The following is a 16549-nucleotide window of genomic DNA, read 5'->3' as shown; positions in this document are numbered from 1 at the left end:
TGCGAGCCGCGCTCGGGATGTCCGATCGACGCCGCCGTGGAGGTGCCCAGTGTTCGCTGGAGCCTGATCGTGCTACGCGACCTCATGTTCGGCAACCGGCGCCATTCAGCACGTGCGTCACCCACGCCGACGCAAGGCCGAGGTGCTCTACTGTGGACGGCATGGCGTCGATCCGCGAAGCGTTCGACGCGTTCGCCCCACACATGCGGCGACGGCCGGATGTCGAGGCGCACGATCTGGTGGCGGCCGACGTCAGCGATCGGCTGATCCTGGAATCGGCCGGCCTCGATCGGCCCGAGTTCGCTCACGAGGGCAGTCCGTCTCGAGAAGCCGGGCGACCGGAGCACCCTGACACGCCCCCGGCAACCTCGCGGGTCGGGAGCCTGGTCGTGGTGGGTGATCGGTATGGAGCGCTGGCGCTGCCGCTGGCGGCCGTGGGCTTGCGCGTACTGGTGCATCAGGACGCGCTCTCGGGTGAGCGGGCGGCGCGCTTGAACGCGGTCGCCGTCGGGCTGGCGCAGGCGTCGGACGCGGACAGCATCGCGGTGCCCGGGGTGAGTTGGCACCCACTGGACGCCGAGCTGTTCGCGGGCGCGACGCTGGTGCTGATGCAGCTACCGCGGTCGCTAGGCGCGCTCGACGAGATCGCCGGCCTGATCGCCGGCCACGCCGACCCGGCGGTTCGCGTCGTCGCGGGCGGTCGCGTCAAGCACATGACGTCCGCGATGAACGGGGTGCTCGCCAGGCACTTCGCCACGGTCACCGCTGACCGGGGCGTCGGCAAGTCCCGGGTGCTGCGCGCATCGGAGCCTCGAGCCGGCACCGGAGAGTCCGCCGCACGGGCCTGGCCACGTGCAGAACGCGACCAGGAGACCGGGCTGACGATCTGCGCACACGGCGCCGCGTTCGCAGGCGCTGGGGTCGACATCGGTACGCGGCTGCTGCTCAGCGTGCTCGACCAGGCGCCCGAGGCGTCGCGCGTGATCGACCTGGGGTGCGGCACGGGCGTCCTGGCGGTGTCCTACGCCCGGGCGCACCCGGCCGCGCGGGTGATCGCCACCGACCAGTCCGCCGCTGCCGTCGCATCGGCATCGGCGACGGCCATGGCCAACGACGTCGCCGCCCCGTGCGAATCGGCTCCGCATGCGCCCTTCGGCCCGCACGGCGTCGTCGTGGTCCGGGACGACGGACTCGGCGGGCAGTCGGACGCGTCGGCCGATCTGATCCTGCTCAACCCGCCGTTCCACTCCGGCGCTGCGGTGACCGGTCGGATCGCACCGCGCCTGTTCGCGGACGCGGCCCGCGTGCTGCGGCCCGGTGGCGAGCTGTGGTGCGTGTGGAACTCGCACCTGCGCTACCGGCCGCAGCTGGAGGCGAGCGTCGGCACCACGAGGCAGATCGTGCGGGATCCGAAGTTTACCGTCACGGCTTCCGTGCGGACGTAGGCGCCGCCCGGCCCCACGAGCTCACTGACTCAGAAGTCCCAGTCCTCGTCCTCGGTGTTGACGGCCTTGCCGATCACGTAGGACGAGCCCGAGCCGGAGAAGAAGTCGTGGTTCTCGTCGGCGTTCGGGCTCAGCGAGGACAGGATCGCCGGGTTCACCGCGGTGGCGTCCTTGGGGAACATGCCCTCGTAGCCGAGGTTCATCAGCGCCTTGTTCGCGTTGTAGCGCAAGAACGCCTTGACGTCCTCGGTGAGGCCGAGCGGGTCGTACAGGGCCTCGGTGTAGTCCTCTTCGTTGTCGTAGAGCTCGAAGAGCAGCTCGAAGGTGTACTCCTTGAGCTCGGCGCGACGCTGCGGCGTCTCCAGCTCCAGGCCCTTCTGGTACTTGTAGCCGATGTAGTACCCGTGCACCGCCTCGTCCCGGATGATCAGCCGGATGAGGTCCGCGGTGTTGGTCAGCTTGGCCCGTGAGGACCAGTACATCGGGGCATAGAACCCCGAGTAGAACAGGAAGGACTCCAGCATCGTGGAGGCGACCTTGCGCTTGAGCGGGTCGTCGCCCCGGTAGTAGTTCAGGACGATCTCGGCCTTGCGCTGCAGGTTCTCGTTCTCCTCCGTCCAGCGGAAGGCCTCGTCGATCTCGGCGGTGGAGATCAGCGTGGAGAAGATCGAGGAGTAGCTCTTCGCGTGCACCGACTCCATGAACGCGATGTTCGTGTAGACGGCCTCCTCGTGCGGAGTGAGCGCGTCCGGGATCAGCGAGACCGCACCCACCGTGCCCTGGATCGTGTCCAGCATCGTCAGGCCCGTGAACACCCGCGTGGTCATCAACTGCTCGGCCTCGGTGAGGGTGTGCCAGGACTGGATGTCGTTGGACAGCGGCACCTTCTCGGGCAGCCAGAAGTTGTTGACCAGTCGGTTCCAGACCTCGACGTCCTTCTCGTCCTGGATCCGGTTCCAGTTGATCGCCGAGACTCTGCTGACCAGCTTCAACTTCTCTGACACTGACACGGGCGCTGCTCCTTGGTTCACGAGAGAGGGGGAGTCCTACGACAGGGACGGGCGGCGGACGAGGGGGCTCCGCCGTCGTGAGCTACAGCATGCAGCTGACGCAACCATCCACCTCGGTGCCCTCCAGCGCGAGCTGGCGCAGGCGGATGTAGTACAGGGTCTTGATGCCCTTCTTCCAGGCGTAGATCTGCGCCTTGTTCACCTCGCGCGTGGTGATGGTGTCCTTGAAGAACAGCGTCAGGCTCAGGCCCTGGTCCACGTGCTGGGTGGCCGCGGCGTAGGTGTCGATGACCTTCTCGTAGCCGATCTCGTACGCATCGGCGAAGTACTCGAGGTTGTCGTTCGTCAGGAACGGCGCCGGGTAGTAGACCCGCCCGATCTTGCCTTCCTTACGGATCTCGATCTTCGAGGCCACCGGGTGGATCGAGGAGGTGGAGTTGTTGATGTAGGAGATCGACCCGGTCGGCGGGACGGCCTGCAGGTTCTGGTTGTAGATGCCGTGCGCCTGCACGGACTCCTTCAGTGCCGCCCAGTCGGCCTGGGTGGGCAGGCGCACGCCGGCCTCGTCGAACAACTGACGCACCCGCTCGGTGGCCGGCTCCCACGTCTGGTCCAGGTACTTGTCGAAGAACGCCCCGGAGGCGTAGGTGGAGTTCTCGAAGCCCTTGAATGCCTTACCGCGCTCGATCGCGAGCTTGTTCGACTCCGTCAGCGCGTGGAAGAGCACCGTATAGAAGTACATGTTGGTGAAGTCCACGCCCTCGGTGGACCCATAGTGGATCCGCTCCCGGGCGAGGTAGCCGTGCAGGTTCATCTGCCCCAGGCCGATGGCGTGGGAGTCGTTGTTGCCCTGCTCGATCGAGGGCACCGACCAGATGTGGGTCTGATCCGAGACCGCGGTCAGCGCCCGGATCGCCGTGCCGACGGTCTTGCCCAGGTCCGGGGAGTCCATCGAGAGCGCGATGTTCATCGAGCCCAGGTTGCAGGAGATGTCCTTGCCCACGTGGTCATACGACAGATCGTCGTTGTAGGTCGAGGCGGTGGAGACCTGCAGGATCTCCGAGCACAGGTTCGAGTGCGTGATCTTGCCCTCGATCGGGTTCGCCCGGTTCACCGTGTCCTCGAACATCACGTACGGGTAGCCGGACTCGAACTGGATCTCGGCGAGGGTCTGGAAGAACTCGCGAGCGTTGATCTTCTTCTTCTTGATCCGCCCGTCGTCGACCATCTCGCGGTAGTGCTCGGTCACGTTCACCTCGGCGAACGGCTTGCCGTACACGCGCTCGACGTCGTACGGGGAGAACAGGTACATGTCCTCGTTGTTCTTCGCCAGCTCGAAGGTGATGTCCGGGATCACCACGCCGAGCGAGAGGGTCTTGATGCGGATCTTCTCGTCGGCGTTCTCCCGCTTGGTGTCCAGGAAGCGGTAGATGTCGGGGTGGTGGGCGTGCAGGTAGACCGCGCCGGCCCCCTGCCGGGCCCCGAGCTGGTTGGCGTAGGAGAAGGAGTCCTCGAGCAGCTTCATCACCGGGATCACCCCGGAGGACTGGTTCTCGATCTTCTTGATCGGCGCCCCGTGCTCGCGCACGTTGCTCAGCAGCAGGGCCACCCCGCCGCCGCGCTTGGACAGCTGCAGCGCGGAGTTGATCGCCCGGGCGATCGACTCCATGTTGTCCTCGATGCGCAGCAGGAAGCAGGAGACCGGCTCACCGCGCTGCTTCTTGCCCGAGTTCAGGAACGTGGGGGTGGCGGGCTGGAACCGGCCGGAGATGATCTCGTCGACCATCTCGAGGGCGAAGTTCTCGTCACCGTCGGCCAGGGTGAGCGCCACCATCGCGACGCGGTCCTCGAACCGCTCCAGGTAGCGCTTCCCGTCGAAGGTCTTCAGCGTGTACGAGGTGTAGTACTTGAAGGCGCCGAGGAAGGTCTGGAACCGGAACTTCTTGCTGTAGGCGTGGTCGAAGAGGCGCTGGACGAACTCGCGCGAGTACTTCTCGAGCACCTCGGTCTCGTAGTAGCCGTGCTCGACCAGGTAGTCCAGCTTCTCCGCCAGGTTGTGGAAGAAGACGGTGTTCTGGTTGACGTGCTGCAGGAAGTACTGCCGCGCCGCCTCCCGGTCCTTGGAGAACTGGATCTCACCGTTCGGCCCGTAGAGGTTCAGCATCGCGTTGAGCGCGTGATAGTCCATGCCGGACTCATCCGGTGCGGCCACCTCGACGGCGTCCTCGGTCACTGTTGCAGCCACAACTGTCCCAATCCCTCACGGACGCACGTGACGTCCTCAGCGGTTCCTAGTAGTTCGAAGTTGTACAGATGGGGCACCTTGCACTTACGTGCCACGATGCTCCCGGCCAGGCAGTACGCGCTGCCGAAGTTGGTGTTGCCGGCCGCGACCACGCCGCGGATGAGGGAGCGGTTCTTCTCGTCGTTGAGGAACCGGATGACCTGCTTGGGTACCGCGCCCTGCCCGTCCCCACCCCCGTATGTGGGGGTGAACAGGACGTAGGGCTCGCGCACGTTCAGCGCGGGTTCGCTCGAGCGCAGCGGGATCCGTTCCGCCGGCAGATCGAGCCGATCCACGAAGCGGCGTGTGTTCTCCGAGACAGAGGAGAAGTACACGATCCCTGGCACGGTGGCGAGGTCCCCTTTCGAGCCGAGCGGCCCGGTCGAGCCGATCAGGCCGGTCGGTCAGGCCAGTGCTGCGGAGGACTGCGTGGCGCTCACCGCGGCGAGCGCCTTGATCTTGTCCGGCCGGAAGCCGGACCAGTGGTCGCCGCCGGCGAACACGACCGGCGCCTGCTGGTACCCGAGCGCCTTGACGGACTCGAGCGCCTCGGCGTCGGTGGAGATGTCCACCACCTCGTACTCCAGGCCGTGCTTCTTGAGCGCCCGGTAGGTGGCATCGCACTGCACGCACGCCGGCTTGCTGAAGACGGTGATGGTCATGTTCCGCGTCCCTTTCAGATTCTTCGTCTCGTCGTCCCCCACGGCCCGTCCCCGCAACTTCCGGCCGTGTAACTACACCCGTGTGATTCACCCGCGCCGCCGCGTCGGCCTCGATCACGAGCAACAGGAAAGACACTACACCTAGTGGTGGCGGGTGCGTCAGACCCCAAGAGGTTGTGTTGGCGTGTCGAGTCACATGCGTGTCATCCACAGGCCGGCGGCGTGTTGCTGTGGACTTCGGGGCGCCCCCTGTGTACGAGCCGGGGGCTTCCTGTGGGTAGCCGGCCCACGGCCGGAGTTGTCCACAGAATCGGCGGTGCCGGTCCACACCTGCCGCGTCGGAACAGGTGTCCAGGAGGTGACGAATCCCCCGGTCTGTCCACACCGGAGGGGGTGCGGACACGCTCCAGCCGGGTGGCTGCGGCCGGCTCCCGGGGCGTAGGACACACCGTCGGCAATCTGCTCACGGGCTGATCGCGAGCAGCTCCCGGCCCGGCGAGGTGAGCCGGAAGGGGCCGCGGCCCGCCCGCTCGAGGGGGATACTCACCCGCACCGCGCCGATCACCTGCGACCGGCCGTCGACGTCGGTCAGCACGGCTCCCTCGGCCCCGATTGCCACCAGCTCCCCGGCCACCCGCAGCAGCACCGCCGCCCGCGGCCCGGGGTGCGAGATCGCCGTCCGGCCCGCGCGGATGGCCGCCAGGATCGCCTCCGGCTCGGGCGACTCGGCCGCCACCCACGTGGTCGGGGTGCCCGGCAGGTACCCGTGGCGGGGGTGGTGGTAGTCGCTGCCGCCGAGCAGCACCGCATCCTGACGCCAGTGCGGCCACAGCCCCCACGGCTCGGTGGAGCGCAGGTCCCGGAACCAGGTGATGTGCCACAGCTCGACCGCCTCCGGCAGCCCGCTCAGCCGGTGCTGCCAGGCCCACTCACCCTCGAGCGGATGGTTGATGCTCACCAGCCCCCCGCGCGCCTGCGCCTCGGCGATCCACTCGGCCACCGGGCGGCGGAAGTCGATCCATCCGATGTCGCCCAGGACGTTCGCGTGCCCGCGGGCGGTGGTGACCTCCTGGCCCGGCAGCAGCGAGACCCCCAGTGCTCGCCCCACGTCGGCGAGCAGCGGGTGGTGGGAGACCGTGTTGTGCTCGGTGACCGCCAGGAAGTCCAGCCCCGCCGTCACCGCGAGCGCCGCCAGCTCGGCCAGGGACTGCTCGCCGTCGGAGTGGGTGCTGTGCGCGTGCAGGTCCCCGGCGTACCAGGTCAGCCCGGGCTCGGCAGGCAGGCCCCGGCTGCTGCCGCGCGGAGCGGCCTGGGCGGGGGCCACCGGCGGCGCGTCCGCCACCACCTCCGACTCCGCCGGGGTGAGCACGGTGACCGTCACCTCGATCGGTTCGGCCGGCAGCCGGTACAGGCCCAGCTGCACCGACCACTGGCCCGGCTCCGGCTCACCCGGCACGTAGCCGGGCGTGGCCGAGTCCGCCTGGATCACGAAGGACTCCCGCGCTCCGCCCGACCAGCCGCGCCAGCCCGCCGGCCCCTCGCACCCCAGATCCACGACGGCGTCCGTGCGGTCGTAGTCCAGCCTCACCTCGAGCGAGGCGCACCCGGGCGGCACCTCGACGCCCACGGCGAGATAGGGCGTCGCGAGCAGGTCGGCGAGGCCGAGGCGTAGGCGGTGCACGGTCGAGGCCATGGTCACCACCCTTCCACGAGGGTGACGTCGTGGGCGAGCTCGCTCCGGACCACCGGGTCGCGCAGGAACCGCGCCTCCCAGGACCGGATCTGCGAGACCGGGGAGGGGTGCAGGAACAGCTCGCTCGTGCCCTCCCCCAGCGCCGCGACCCGGTCGAGCATCCCGGCCCGGAACGCCTGGTAGCTGCCCCACTGCGCGGCGGTGCGGTCGTTGGTGACCATCGCCTGCGGGATCGGGACGCCGAGCTCGTCGGCGAGCGCCACCGCGGCGGTGTGCGCCGAGTGCAGCGGCTCCGGCGCCGGGCCACCGAGGTAGGGGGTGAGGTCGCGCGGCAGTCGGAAGCCGAGCCCGTGCCCGGCACACCAGCGCAGTGCCGGTTCCAGCCAGGACCGCCCGTGCAGGCCGTAGAGGGTGCCGGCGTGGGAGTCCGCCGCCGCCGGCTCCACCCCGTGGGCGCGAGCCCACGCCAGCTGGGCCTCGAGCTCGATGAGCACGTCCGCCGTCTCCCCGCGGGCACCGAGCCGATACGGATCCGTCGGCAACGTCCCGTCCTCCTCCACGAGGCTGGGGCCGTGGGCGAGCGGCCGCCACGCTGCCACCCCCGACTCACCGGACTCACCGGACTCACTCGTCAGGGTGAGGTGCACCCGGACGGCGAGGTGCGCCGTCGTGATCTGTGCGGCTGCCCCGGCGGAGCCGGGGGCGAGCGGGATCACCGTGGTGGCGGTGATCGCCTCCTCGCGTGCCAGGGCGAGGATCTCCGCAGTGGTGGCCTCGTCCCGGCCGAGGTCGTCGGCGGTGAGGACCAGCCTCCTCATGCCTGCGCGCCGGCCTCGGGCACGCGCACGAAGCGGGAGGCCACGGCGCCGATCACGGTCAGCGCGAAGGGGTAGACGGTGAGATAGACGCGGAAGGCGAAGCCGGGGTCACTGCCGGGATCGTCGCCGGAGTTGTAGCCGAAGAACACCCCCAGCGAGGTCAGCGCGAGCCCGGTGACCACCCCGTTGAGGCGCCCGAAGAATCCGAACGCCGAGAGGAACAGGCCCTCCCGGTGCTCACCGTGGCGGGTGGCGTCCCCGTCGAGCACGCGGGCGACGATGAGGTCGTTGGTGGCGAGCATGCCGGACCAGCCGAGCCCCAGGACCGCCCCGGCGAGGATGCCGGTGATCAGGCTGGAGGCGAAGAACAGCGCCACGAACCCGGCCGCCAGCACCATGAACGCGATCCGCCACATCCGGGGCGCACCGAACCGGGCCACCAGCCGGGTCCAGACCAGAAGCGCCAGCGCCGTCACCCCGATCACCGCCCCCTGCAGGTACAGCGCGTTGGCCACCGGCAGGCCGAGGCTGTAGCGCACGTACAGCTGCACGCCGCTGAGCACCAGCGCCATCGCGATGCCGTAGCAGGCGCCCACCAGGCCCACCTGCCAGAACAGCGGGTTACGCACCACCGAGCCGATCGAGGGCAGGAACCGCGGCCGCTCGCGGGTGGAGTACCGCGGGTTCTCCCGGACCGAGAGGGTCATGAACGCGATCACCACCACCGCGATCGCGCCGTAGATGATCGCGGTGGTGGTGAACCCCTCGGTGGTGGTCTCGGTGCCGAACACGCTGGTGGTCAGCAGCGGGGTGAGGGCCAGGGAGATCACCAGCGCCACCAGCTGGAAGCCCTGCCGCAGCGAGTTCGCCACCGCCCGGCGGCGCTCGGCCGGGAAAAGCTCCGGCAGCAGGGCGCCGTAGTTGGCGTTGAGCATCGAGTCGAAGGCCTCGCAGAGGATCGCGAAGACCGCAAACCACAGCACCAGCCCCATCCCCTCCAGCGAGGTGGGGGCGGAGAAGAACGCGATCATGCACGCGGCCAGCATCGGCGCGCCGATGAGCAGCCATGGCCGGCGCCGGCCGAACCGGGTGCGGGTGCGATCGGAGAGGAAGCCGAGCAGCGGGTTGTCGAGGGCGTCGATGATCGCGTAGATCACCATCACCACCCCGTACGCGCGCACGTCCAGGCCCAGGATGTCCACGTAGAACAGGATCATCGAACCCTTGATCAGGTTGATCGGGATCGAGGTCCCGAACATCCCGACGGCGTAGCGCCAGGGCGGGGTGGCACGGGCCGTGGCCGCAGGCGTCTGGTCCACGGAGGTCACCTCACGTAGTCAAGAGCACCGGGAGGCCGGAGGCAAGGGCCCGCGCCACTGCGCTGACGCTGACTTGTTCGGCCGGGTGTGGGTGGCTCACCACTCCCGTTCGGGCGGGATGATCGTGCCCGGGTTGAGGTTGCGGCTCGGGTCGGCGGCGGAGAGCAGCCCGACCATGAGGTCCACGCCGGCTTCGGAGATGTCCTGCTCCATCCAGGGGGCGTGGTCGGTGCCCACCCCGTGGTGGTGGCTCAGCGTGCCGCCGTGGTCGATGAAGGACTGCTGGATCGCCGACTTCACGACGTCGTACTGCTCCAGCTCCGGGGAATCCTCCCGGGGCGGGAAGGCGAACGTGAAGTACAGGCACGCACCGGAATGGTAGGAGTGCGAGAGGTGGCACATGATGAAGCCCTGCACGCCGATCTGCTCGTAGGCCTTCGTGGCCGCCCGCACCGTGGAGACGTACACCTCGCCCAGGCGCGACCAGGGCGCCGCCGTCTCGGAGACGTCCCCCAGGGCGCCCCGGTCTAGCAGGAAGTCGCGCAGGTAGGGGGTGTCGAACTTCTTCTGGTCGTACATCGCGCCCGGGCCCTTGCCGAGCTTGATGCCGCCGTGCTTTCCGACGATCTTCCCGACCTCGGCCTTGTCGGCGCGCACCTTGGCCGCGCCGCCCTCGTAGCCGATGTAGGAGATGCAGACCTTCTCCAGGTCCCAGCCGCGGCGGCGCAGCAGCTCGAACAGGCCCTCACCGACCTTGGAGGACAGGCTCTTGGACTCCTTGCGGGTGGCGAGGGAGAACGCCGTCTCGTTCGCGTCCGAGACACGGGTGATCGAGGGCGTCGCGTCCGAGACCGAGATGTCCCGCATGGCCGCCAGTCCGGCTGCCCAGTTCGGGTACAGGTAGGCGATCACCTCGCGGTTCTCGGGAAGCCGGTGCACGTGCACCCACGCCTCGGTGATCACGCCGAGACGCCCCTCCGAACCCAGGATCATCTCCCGCACGCTCGGCCCGGTCGAGGTGCTCGGCAGCGGGCGCAGCGTGAGGACCTTGCCGGGCAGCACCACCCTCATACCCCGCACGATCTCCGCGATGTCCCCATACTTGTCGGACTGCATGCCCGAGGACCGGGTCGCGATCCAGCCGCCGAGGGTGGAGTGCTTGAAGGAGTCCGGCTGATGGCCCATGGTCCAGCCACGGGCCGTGAGCTGCTCCTCCAGGTCGGGACCGAGGCCGCCGGCCTGCACCCGCGCCAGCCCGGCGTCGGCGTCGATCTCCAGCACCCGGTTCAGGCGTCCCAGGTCGAGCGAGACGACGGTGCGCTGCTCGCCGGCCTCGGGCGTGAGCGAGCCGGAGATGTTCGAGCCACCACCGAAGGGGATGAGGACGGCGTCCGCGGCGACCACCGCGTCCAGGATCTGCTGCACCTCGCCCTCGTTGGCGGGGTAGACGACGACGTCCGGCACGCGCGGCAGGTCCCCGGCCCGCACCCGCACCAGGTCCCGCAGCCCCTTGCCGTAGGTGTGGACGACGCGGTCCATGTCCTCGGTGGTGACCTGGTGGTCGCCGGCGATGCCGCGCAGCGTGGCGCCCAGATCGTCGGGGAGGCGGGAGGCAGGGACGTCGAGCTCGTCGAAGGAGGGCGCGCTCCCCGCCGGGCCGGTGACGTCGATACCGATGACGTTGCGCACGAACGGCGCGAACCCGGGCTTGTTGTCCGGGCTGAAGGCCACGCCCTCGACACCCCAGCCCCACCACTTCTGGTGGACGACGTCGCTCATGAGATCCCTTCCTGTGCGTCCGGCAGGCCCGACTCACCCGAGTCGGCCGGACGATCGTCTTCGGTGACCAGCACGTACGAGGTCTGCATGGTGTGCATCGCCCGCACCCTCGCGGTCAGTCGGGCGTTGAGATCGGCGAGCGCCTCCCGCGGGCGCACCCGCACCGGCTTGCCGATGAGCACCTTCACGGGCATCCGGCCCGACTTCGGCCAGAACGTGCCCGGCGGCATCGCATCGTGCGCCCCGACCAGGGCGACCGGCACGATCGGCACGCGTAGCGCCCGGCCGAGAGCGGAGGCCCCGGCGGTGAAGTCGGCCATCTCACCGGTGCGCGAGCGGGTCCCTTCCGGGAAGATCAGCAGCGGCACACCCTGTCGCAGCAGCGAGACCGACAGCCCGGCCGACTTGCCCCGGGTCTTGCCGCGCTCGACCGGATAGGAGTTGAAGAACAGCGACGTCAGCGAGCTGCGCCACCGGGAGCGGTAGAAGTAGTCGGCGGCCACCGCCGTCGCGACGTTCTTGGTGACCGAATAGGGCAGCGCGGTGATGCACAGCGGGGCGTCGAGGTGGCTGGAGTGGTTGGCCACCACGATGAACGGACCGTCGAGGTCGGCCACGTGCCGCTCCCCCTCGACGGTGACCCGCAAGTTGGAGAAGACGATCGAACGCAGGATGAGCCGCTGCGCGAGGTAGCGCGCCCAGCGGTGGACGGCGGAGTGATAGCGAGCGGTGCGCTTGCGCTCGTGCCTCTGCGTCATCTGCGCCCCTTCTTGATCAGCGCCGTCGCACGGCGCACCAGCGGCCGCGGGAAGTGGTTGGCGCACCAGGAGACGACCTTGAAACGCTTCGATGGTATCGACTGCGTCCGCCCTCGTTCCAGGTCGGCCAGGCAGTCGGCCACCAGCTCGTCCGCGTCCAGCCACAGTGCGTCCGGGATCGAGCTGGTGCGGATCTTCGCGCGCTCGTGGAACTCGGTGCGCACCCAGCCGGGCATCAGGGTCATCACCTGCACCCCGCTGCCCTCCATCTCCAGGCTGAGCGACTCCGAGTAGGTCGCCACCCAGGACTTGATGGCCGAGTAGGAGCCCATCGCCACCTGCCCCGCCACCGAGGCCACGTTGACGATGATGCCGGTGCCGCGCTCGGACATGGTCCGCGCCGCGGCGGCCCCGAGGACCAGCACCGCCCGGATCATCACGTCGATCGCCTCGTCGTGCACCTCGACCTCGGTGGAGGTCAGGGGGGTGTGCACCCCCATCCCGGCGTTGTTGACCAGGACGTCCACCGGCGCGGCGGCGTCCTCGAGCCGCCTGGCCACGACGCCGACGTCGGCGCGCCGGGCCAGATCCGCCACCAGCGTCTCGACCGCGATGCCGTGCTCGGACCGCAGCTCCTCGGCGGTGGCGTCGAGACGCTGCCGGTTGCGGGCGACCAGGACGAGGTCGCACCCGCGCGCGGCGAGCGCCCGCGCGAACGCCAGCCCGATCCCGGAGGTGCCTCCGGTGACCATGGCGGTCCCGGCGATCGGCACCGGGGTGGTGTGGGTGCTGCCCCTCATCGACGCGACCCCAGCGAGCGCAGGACCGGCGAGAACCTACCTTCGGCCGTCGTCGTCCAGGAGTGCACGGGCCAGCGCTTCTCGCGCGCGAACCGGTACAGCGTCGAGTCCGGGTTGACCACGTTCGGGGTGCCGGCCACCTCCAGCCAGGGCCGGTCGGCGTAGGAGTCGCCGTAGGCGTAGGAACCGGCGAGGTCCATCCCCTCCTCGCGGGCGTACCTGCGCAGCCACGCCGCGCGCGCCTCGTCCACCAGCGGGGAGGTGGCCAGGTGCCCGGTCCAGCGACCGTCGGCGTCCTTCTCCATCTGACCGGCGATGATCACGTCGAACATGTCGGCGAGGGGCTCGACGAAGACGTCGATCTGGCCGCTGACCAGTACGGTGCGGTGCCCCGCCGCGCGGTGCAGGGCGATCCGCTCCGTGGCCTCGGCGAGCAACCGGGCCCGCAACGAGGGCGTCACCTTCGTGGCGATGACCTCGCGCAGCACGGCCTCGTCCACCCCGGCGTAGCGGCGCATGAACGAGCGGATGAAGTCACCGCGGTCGCGCCACTCCGCCTGCAGGTAGGTCCCGGAGGAGGCCACCATGCCCCCCAGCCCACGCAGGGCGGGGACGGCGCCCTTGGCGGCGAGCTCGACCCAGACGTAGTGCTCGATCAGGCTCGCGGCCGCGACCGTTCCGTGCAGGTCGAAGACGGCGAGCACGTCCTCGCGCTGGGGCAGGTCCCGCGCGCTCGTGCTCGGCTTCGTCTTCGGGCGGCGGGCACGCATCAGGCCGGGCACCTTGGGGACGTGCACCTCCTGCATGTAGTACGTCCAGTCGATGGCCGTGACGTCGAAGCCGTGCTCCTCGCGTCGCTCCGCCGGCAGGGCCTCGTGCAGCGCGTGGGTGTGGGTGTCGTCGAAGACGACCTCGGTCTGGGTGTACGCCTGGTACAGGTCGGTGAACTTGCGCAGCGTGCCGAGGTTGCGCTTGGCCTTGTACACCGAGGAGATCCAGGTGCGGGTGGTGTCGTTGGGAGGGAGCCTGCCCACGAGGGAGTCCGCGAGGTCGACCGCCATCTCGCGGCGCCGCAACGAGCGCTGCACCGCCGGCCCGTTCGGGAAGGTCCAGTTCGGGACCTGCACGAAGGAGCCGTCGTCGTCGGTGAGCGGGTGCTCCTGGAAGTAGCCACGCAGCAGCCGCAGGATGGTGCCGAACCGCAGCGGGTTCCGGCTGCCGGAGGCGACCTGGTAGTAGGCGGCGGGCGTGTGCTGCTCGCCGTCCTCGGTGGCGGTGGGCTCGGGTGGGCTCGCGGCCGCGGCCAGGATTGCGTTCACCACGTGATCGACCGGGATGACGTCGAGGATCGAGTCCGCGAGCGCCGGGAACTCCGGCAGCATGCCGCGGCCGTAGGCGGCGATCAGCGGGTCGGCCACCTTGAAGCCGTCGATCCAGCCGGGAAAAGGATGCTGCAGCGAGCTCTCGATGATCGTGGGGCGCACGATCGACAGCCGGTGCCCGGTCCCGGCCCAGAGGTCCTCGGCCACGCGTTCGCCGAGCGCCTTGGTGAAGGTGTAGACGTCGGGCCAGCCGAGCGAGGTGGCGCGGGTGCGGCCGGCGGTGACGAGCTGGTCGGTCACCCAGCTGCGGCGGGCCTCCTCGGCGGCCTGGGCCACGGCCTGGGCGCCGGCGCGGCGATGGGTGGCGCGCGCCTTGGCGACGATCTTGTCGAGTACGAGCGGTCGGCGCGAGGCCGCCTCGGCCGACTCGCGTGCGCGCAGCGCCCGGGTAGTCTCGGCCTCGCGGTCCACCGAGTGGTCCAGGCTGCGCTCCTCGGCCAGGCCCTTGCGCAGACCGGCGACGTAGCAGGTGGACACGTGCACCACGTGCGGGTCGGCACCGGTGGCCTCCAGCGCCTGGTACAGGCTGACCGGGCCGCCGACGTTGGACGCGAAGGCCTCGTCGATCGGCAGGTCGAAGGAGACCGTCGAGGCGGAGTGCACCACGTGGGTGATATCGGTGGGGAGCTCGGGCACGTCGCCCAGGTCGCCGGCGAGAACGGTGATCCGCTCGGCGGCCTCGGCGTCGGCGGCCTCGCTGCCCAGGCGCTCGCGCCAGGGTCCGAAGACGGGTTTGGTGAGCAGCTTGCGCACCCGGTCCTCGGCGGTGAGTGCGCCGCGCGGACGCACCAGCAGCGTGATCCGCGTGGTCGGGAAGGTCGCGAGCAGCTTCTCCACGACGGCCTGGCCGACGAATCCGGTGGCACCCGTCACGAGGACGTGGGCGTTCTTCAGTGGGTCCGACACCCCGGTTACTGTACGCGGGTCGCGGCCCTCGCGGTGCCATCCGCCGGTGAACGCGGCACGAAGGCGCCCAGGGCACGGCGCAGCGGCGCGTACCCGCCGAGACCGGGCAGCTGCGCGAGCGCGGCGTCGACCGCCTCCACCCCGGGGCGCGCGGACGGGTCGGCGAGCAGGGTGCGGACCGGGCCGGCGGCCGCGTCGTGGCCCGCGTGGCGCACCCCTGGCCACTGCCAGTGTGCCGCGGCCCGGCGGGCCAGCCGGACCGCGCCGGCGGACCCGCGCAGCCGCGTGCGCGCCTCGTCGGCGTAGAAGGCGAGGTGGCGCTCCTTGATCGCGGTGACGATCGTGGTCAGCGGGTGCAGGCGGGGCTCGATCAGGCTCAGACGGCGGTAGGCGAGATCCATGGTGGCGGTACTCAGCCACCCGGTCACCATGTGAGCGGCCACCACGTCGCTGCCGAGCAGGTTGGTGCGCACGGCGTCCACGGTGGGGCGCACGCGCTCGTCCCAGTGCCGCCGCACCGTGCCCAGGGCGGAGTCCGGCGGGTCGGCCGGTTCCGGTGCGCCACCCGTCTGCAGGAGCGCCGAGAGCGACTCCGCGATCCAGTACTGCTCGTAGGCCCAGGTGCTCAGGAAGGCCGTCACCCGCGCCTCCGCGTGGGTCGGGGTGACCAGTAGGTCCCGCATCAGGTCCAGGATCGAGCGTTCCACGCTCCACAGGTGCACGACGGCGTCACGCACCGGGCCCGGCAGGTCCGCCATGGCCTCGAGGTCGAGCGAGGCCGGGCGCAGGTCGATCGGCTCGCGCACGTAGGCCCGGACATCGAAGGAGGAGGTCATCGCGGCGCCGCTCGGCTCACGCCGCGACGCCGCGGGCGTCGAGAGAGTCCGAGACGATGGTCAGGCCGTCCATCCCGGGCAGCTTGGCGATGTGGGCGTCGATCGCGCGGATCTCCTTGCGCCCGTCCGTGCCGCCGAACAGCTGGCCCATCACGTGGGTGACCTCCTCATCGGAGGCGATCCCGGATCCGACCGGGCGCCACGCGGTGGAGAGCGCCATCCGGGCCAGCTTCTGCGCCTTCCGGTTCCCCTCGAGCCGCGCCCGCGCCTGGGTGGCGTAGAACGCGACGTGCTTGGCCTCCTGCGCGGCGATGCGCTTGAGCAGCACCGCCAGCGCCGGGTGGCCCTCGAGCGCGGCGAGCCGCTTGTAGGCGGCCGAGGCCGTCCACTCGTTCACGGCACCCCAGATCATGTGGACGGCCACGAAGTCCTTGCCGACGATGTTGGAGAGCATCGCCTGCTTGACCGGGGCGATCCGGTCACGCCAGCCGAGCTTGACCCGCTTGGCCTTGAGCTCGTCGTAGGAGACGGTGATGCCGTGCAGCTCCAGCACGTGGGCGAGTGCCTCCCCGTGCCAGAACTCCTCGCGATTCCACATCGTCATGAAGGCGTTGACCTCACCCTCCCCGCGGGAGGGGGTCACCAGCATGTCCCGGAGGTAGCAGACGGTGTGGTACTCCACGTCGCACATGTAGCGCAGGGTGCGCAGCGACTCCGCGGGCAACGGCTGCTCGCGGAAGACGTCCAGATCGAGGTCGTCCCAGTTCACCCGGACAGAGTCCTTGGTGAAGCGGTCGATGTTGAAGGCCATGGTTCCTCGTCCGACGTTCGGGGGCGGGTGATCGGATGAACGCTAC

At 69.9% G+C, this 16549-nt stretch carries 14 protein-coding genes; 1 reads left to right on the top strand and 13 read right to left on the bottom strand.

Annotated elements, in window-relative coordinates; all coding sequences use genetic code 11:
- The first annotated feature begins 17 nt into the window (after nucleotides 1-17).
- Nucleotides 18-1445: a class I SAM-dependent methyltransferase gene (locus tag LQF12_RS00675; RefSeq protein ID WP_354004688.1), complete on the top strand. Its 1428-nt coding sequence runs from the start codon at nucleotides 18-20 to the stop codon at nucleotides 1443-1445.
- 29 nt (nucleotides 1446-1474) lie between these two features.
- On the opposite strand, the gene nrdF is transcribed toward LQF12_RS00675, so the two are convergent.
- The 13 genes from nrdF to LQF12_RS00610 form a co-directional block, all read right to left on the bottom strand.
- On the bottom strand, nucleotides 1475-2449 hold the full coding sequence (gene nrdF, locus LQF12_RS00670; RefSeq protein ID WP_231055645.1) for a class 1b ribonucleoside-diphosphate reductase subunit beta: 975 nt from the start codon (nucleotides 2447-2449) through the stop codon (nucleotides 1475-1477).
- An 88-nt stretch (nucleotides 2450-2537) separates the two neighbouring features.
- The gene (gene nrdE / locus LQF12_RS00665; RefSeq protein WP_231055644.1) at nucleotides 2538-4643 is read right to left on the bottom strand and encodes a class 1b ribonucleoside-diphosphate reductase subunit alpha; all 2106 of its coding nucleotides are present in this window, start codon (nucleotides 4641-4643) and stop codon (nucleotides 2538-2540) included.
- 41 nt (nucleotides 4644-4684) lie between these two features.
- Nucleotides 4685-5086, bottom strand: a complete 402-nt coding sequence (gene nrdI / locus LQF12_RS00660) for a class Ib ribonucleoside-diphosphate reductase assembly flavoprotein NrdI (protein ID WP_231054089.1) — start codon at nucleotides 5084-5086, stop codon at nucleotides 4685-4687.
- Nucleotides 5087-5143: 57 nt separating this feature from the next.
- On the bottom strand, nucleotides 5144-5401 hold the full coding sequence (gene nrdH / locus LQF12_RS00655) for a glutaredoxin-like protein NrdH (RefSeq protein ID WP_231054088.1): 258 nt from the start codon (nucleotides 5399-5401) through the stop codon (nucleotides 5144-5146).
- Between the two features lie 463 nt (nucleotides 5402-5864).
- Nucleotides 5865-7094: a CehA/McbA family metallohydrolase gene (locus LQF12_RS00650; RefSeq protein ID WP_231054087.1), complete on the bottom strand. Its 1230-nt coding sequence runs from the start codon at nucleotides 7092-7094 to the stop codon at nucleotides 5865-5867.
- Nucleotides 7095-7096: 2 nt separating this feature from the next.
- Nucleotides 7097-7912 (bottom strand): ChbG/HpnK family deacetylase, encoded by an 816-nt coding sequence (locus LQF12_RS00645; protein ID WP_231054086.1) that lies wholly within the window; start codon nucleotides 7910-7912, stop codon nucleotides 7097-7099.
- A complete protein-coding gene (locus tag LQF12_RS00640; RefSeq protein WP_231054085.1) occupies nucleotides 7909-9231 on the bottom strand; it encodes an MFS transporter in 1323 nt (440 codons plus the stop codon). Before LQF12_RS00640 ends, LQF12_RS00645 begins: the two co-directional genes overlap by 4 nt.
- Before the next feature lie 96 nt (nucleotides 9232-9327).
- Nucleotides 9328-11010, bottom strand: coding sequence for an FAD-binding oxidoreductase (locus tag LQF12_RS00635; protein WP_231054084.1), 1683 nt, complete (start codon nucleotides 11008-11010; stop codon nucleotides 9328-9330).
- Complete coding sequence (locus LQF12_RS00630) at nucleotides 11007-11768, bottom strand: lysophospholipid acyltransferase family protein (RefSeq protein WP_231054083.1); 762 nt, start codon at nucleotides 11766-11768, stop codon at nucleotides 11007-11009. The genes LQF12_RS00635 and LQF12_RS00630 overlap by 4 nt, the downstream gene beginning before the upstream one ends.
- Complete coding sequence (locus tag LQF12_RS00625; protein WP_231054082.1) at nucleotides 11765-12568, bottom strand: SDR family NAD(P)-dependent oxidoreductase; 804 nt, start codon at nucleotides 12566-12568, stop codon at nucleotides 11765-11767. The genes LQF12_RS00630 and LQF12_RS00625 overlap by 4 nt, the downstream gene beginning before the upstream one ends.
- Nucleotides 12565-14856, bottom strand: a complete 2292-nt coding sequence (locus tag LQF12_RS00620) for an HAD-IB family hydrolase (RefSeq protein ID WP_231054081.1) — start codon at nucleotides 14854-14856, stop codon at nucleotides 12565-12567. The genes LQF12_RS00625 and LQF12_RS00620 overlap by 4 nt, the downstream gene beginning before the upstream one ends.
- A 5-nt stretch (nucleotides 14857-14861) precedes the next feature.
- Nucleotides 14862-15692 (bottom strand): hypothetical protein, encoded by an 831-nt coding sequence (locus LQF12_RS00615; RefSeq protein WP_231054080.1) that lies wholly within the window; start codon nucleotides 15690-15692, stop codon nucleotides 14862-14864.
- A 16-nt stretch (nucleotides 15693-15708) separates the two neighbouring features.
- Nucleotides 15709-16503, bottom strand: coding sequence for a ferritin family protein (locus LQF12_RS00610; protein ID WP_231054079.1), 795 nt, complete (start codon nucleotides 16501-16503; stop codon nucleotides 15709-15711).
- Nucleotides 16504-16549: the final 46 nt, after the last annotated feature.

The sequence above is a fragment of the Ruania suaedae genome (assembly GCF_021049265.1).
GTDB lineage: Bacteria > Actinomycetota > Actinomycetes > Actinomycetales > Beutenbergiaceae > Ruania > Ruania suaedae.
This window is presented reverse-complemented; position numbering and strand designations above follow the sequence as displayed.

Bases quoted from the DNA above. Each gene is read 5' to 3' on its own strand.
- LQF12_RS00675 (WP_354004688.1), top strand. From the start codon at position 18: ATGTCCGATCGACGCCGCCGTGGAGGTGCCCAGTGTTCGCTGGAGCCT.
- nrdE (WP_231055644.1), bottom strand. From the start codon at position 4,643: ATGGACTATCACGCGCTCAACGCGATGCTGAACCTCTACGGGCCGAAC.
- nrdH (WP_231054088.1), bottom strand. From the start codon at position 5,401: ATGACCATCACCGTCTTCAGCAAGCCGGCGTGCGTGCAGTGCGATGCC.
- LQF12_RS00650 (WP_231054087.1), bottom strand. From the start codon at position 7,094: ATGGCCTCGACCGTGCACCGCCTACGCCTCGGCCTCGCCGACCTGCTC.
- LQF12_RS00645 (WP_231054086.1), bottom strand. From the start codon at position 7,912: ATGAGGAGGCTGGTCCTCACCGCCGACGACCTCGGCCGGGACGAGGCC.
- LQF12_RS00635 (WP_231054084.1), bottom strand. From the start codon at position 11,010: ATGAGCGACGTCGTCCACCAGAAGTGGTGGGGCTGGGGTGTCGAGGGC.
- LQF12_RS00630 (WP_231054083.1), bottom strand. From the start codon at position 11,768: ATGACGCAGAGGCACGAGCGCAAGCGCACCGCTCGCTATCACTCCGCC.
- LQF12_RS00625 (WP_231054082.1), bottom strand. From the start codon at position 12,568: ATGAGGGGCAGCACCCACACCACCCCGGTGCCGATCGCCGGGACCGCC.
- LQF12_RS00615 (WP_231054080.1), bottom strand. From the start codon at position 15,692: ATGACCTCCTCCTTCGATGTCCGGGCCTACGTGCGCGAGCCGATCGAC.
- LQF12_RS00610 (WP_231054079.1), bottom strand. From the start codon at position 16,503: ATGGCCTTCAACATCGACCGCTTCACCAAGGACTCTGTCCGGGTGAAC.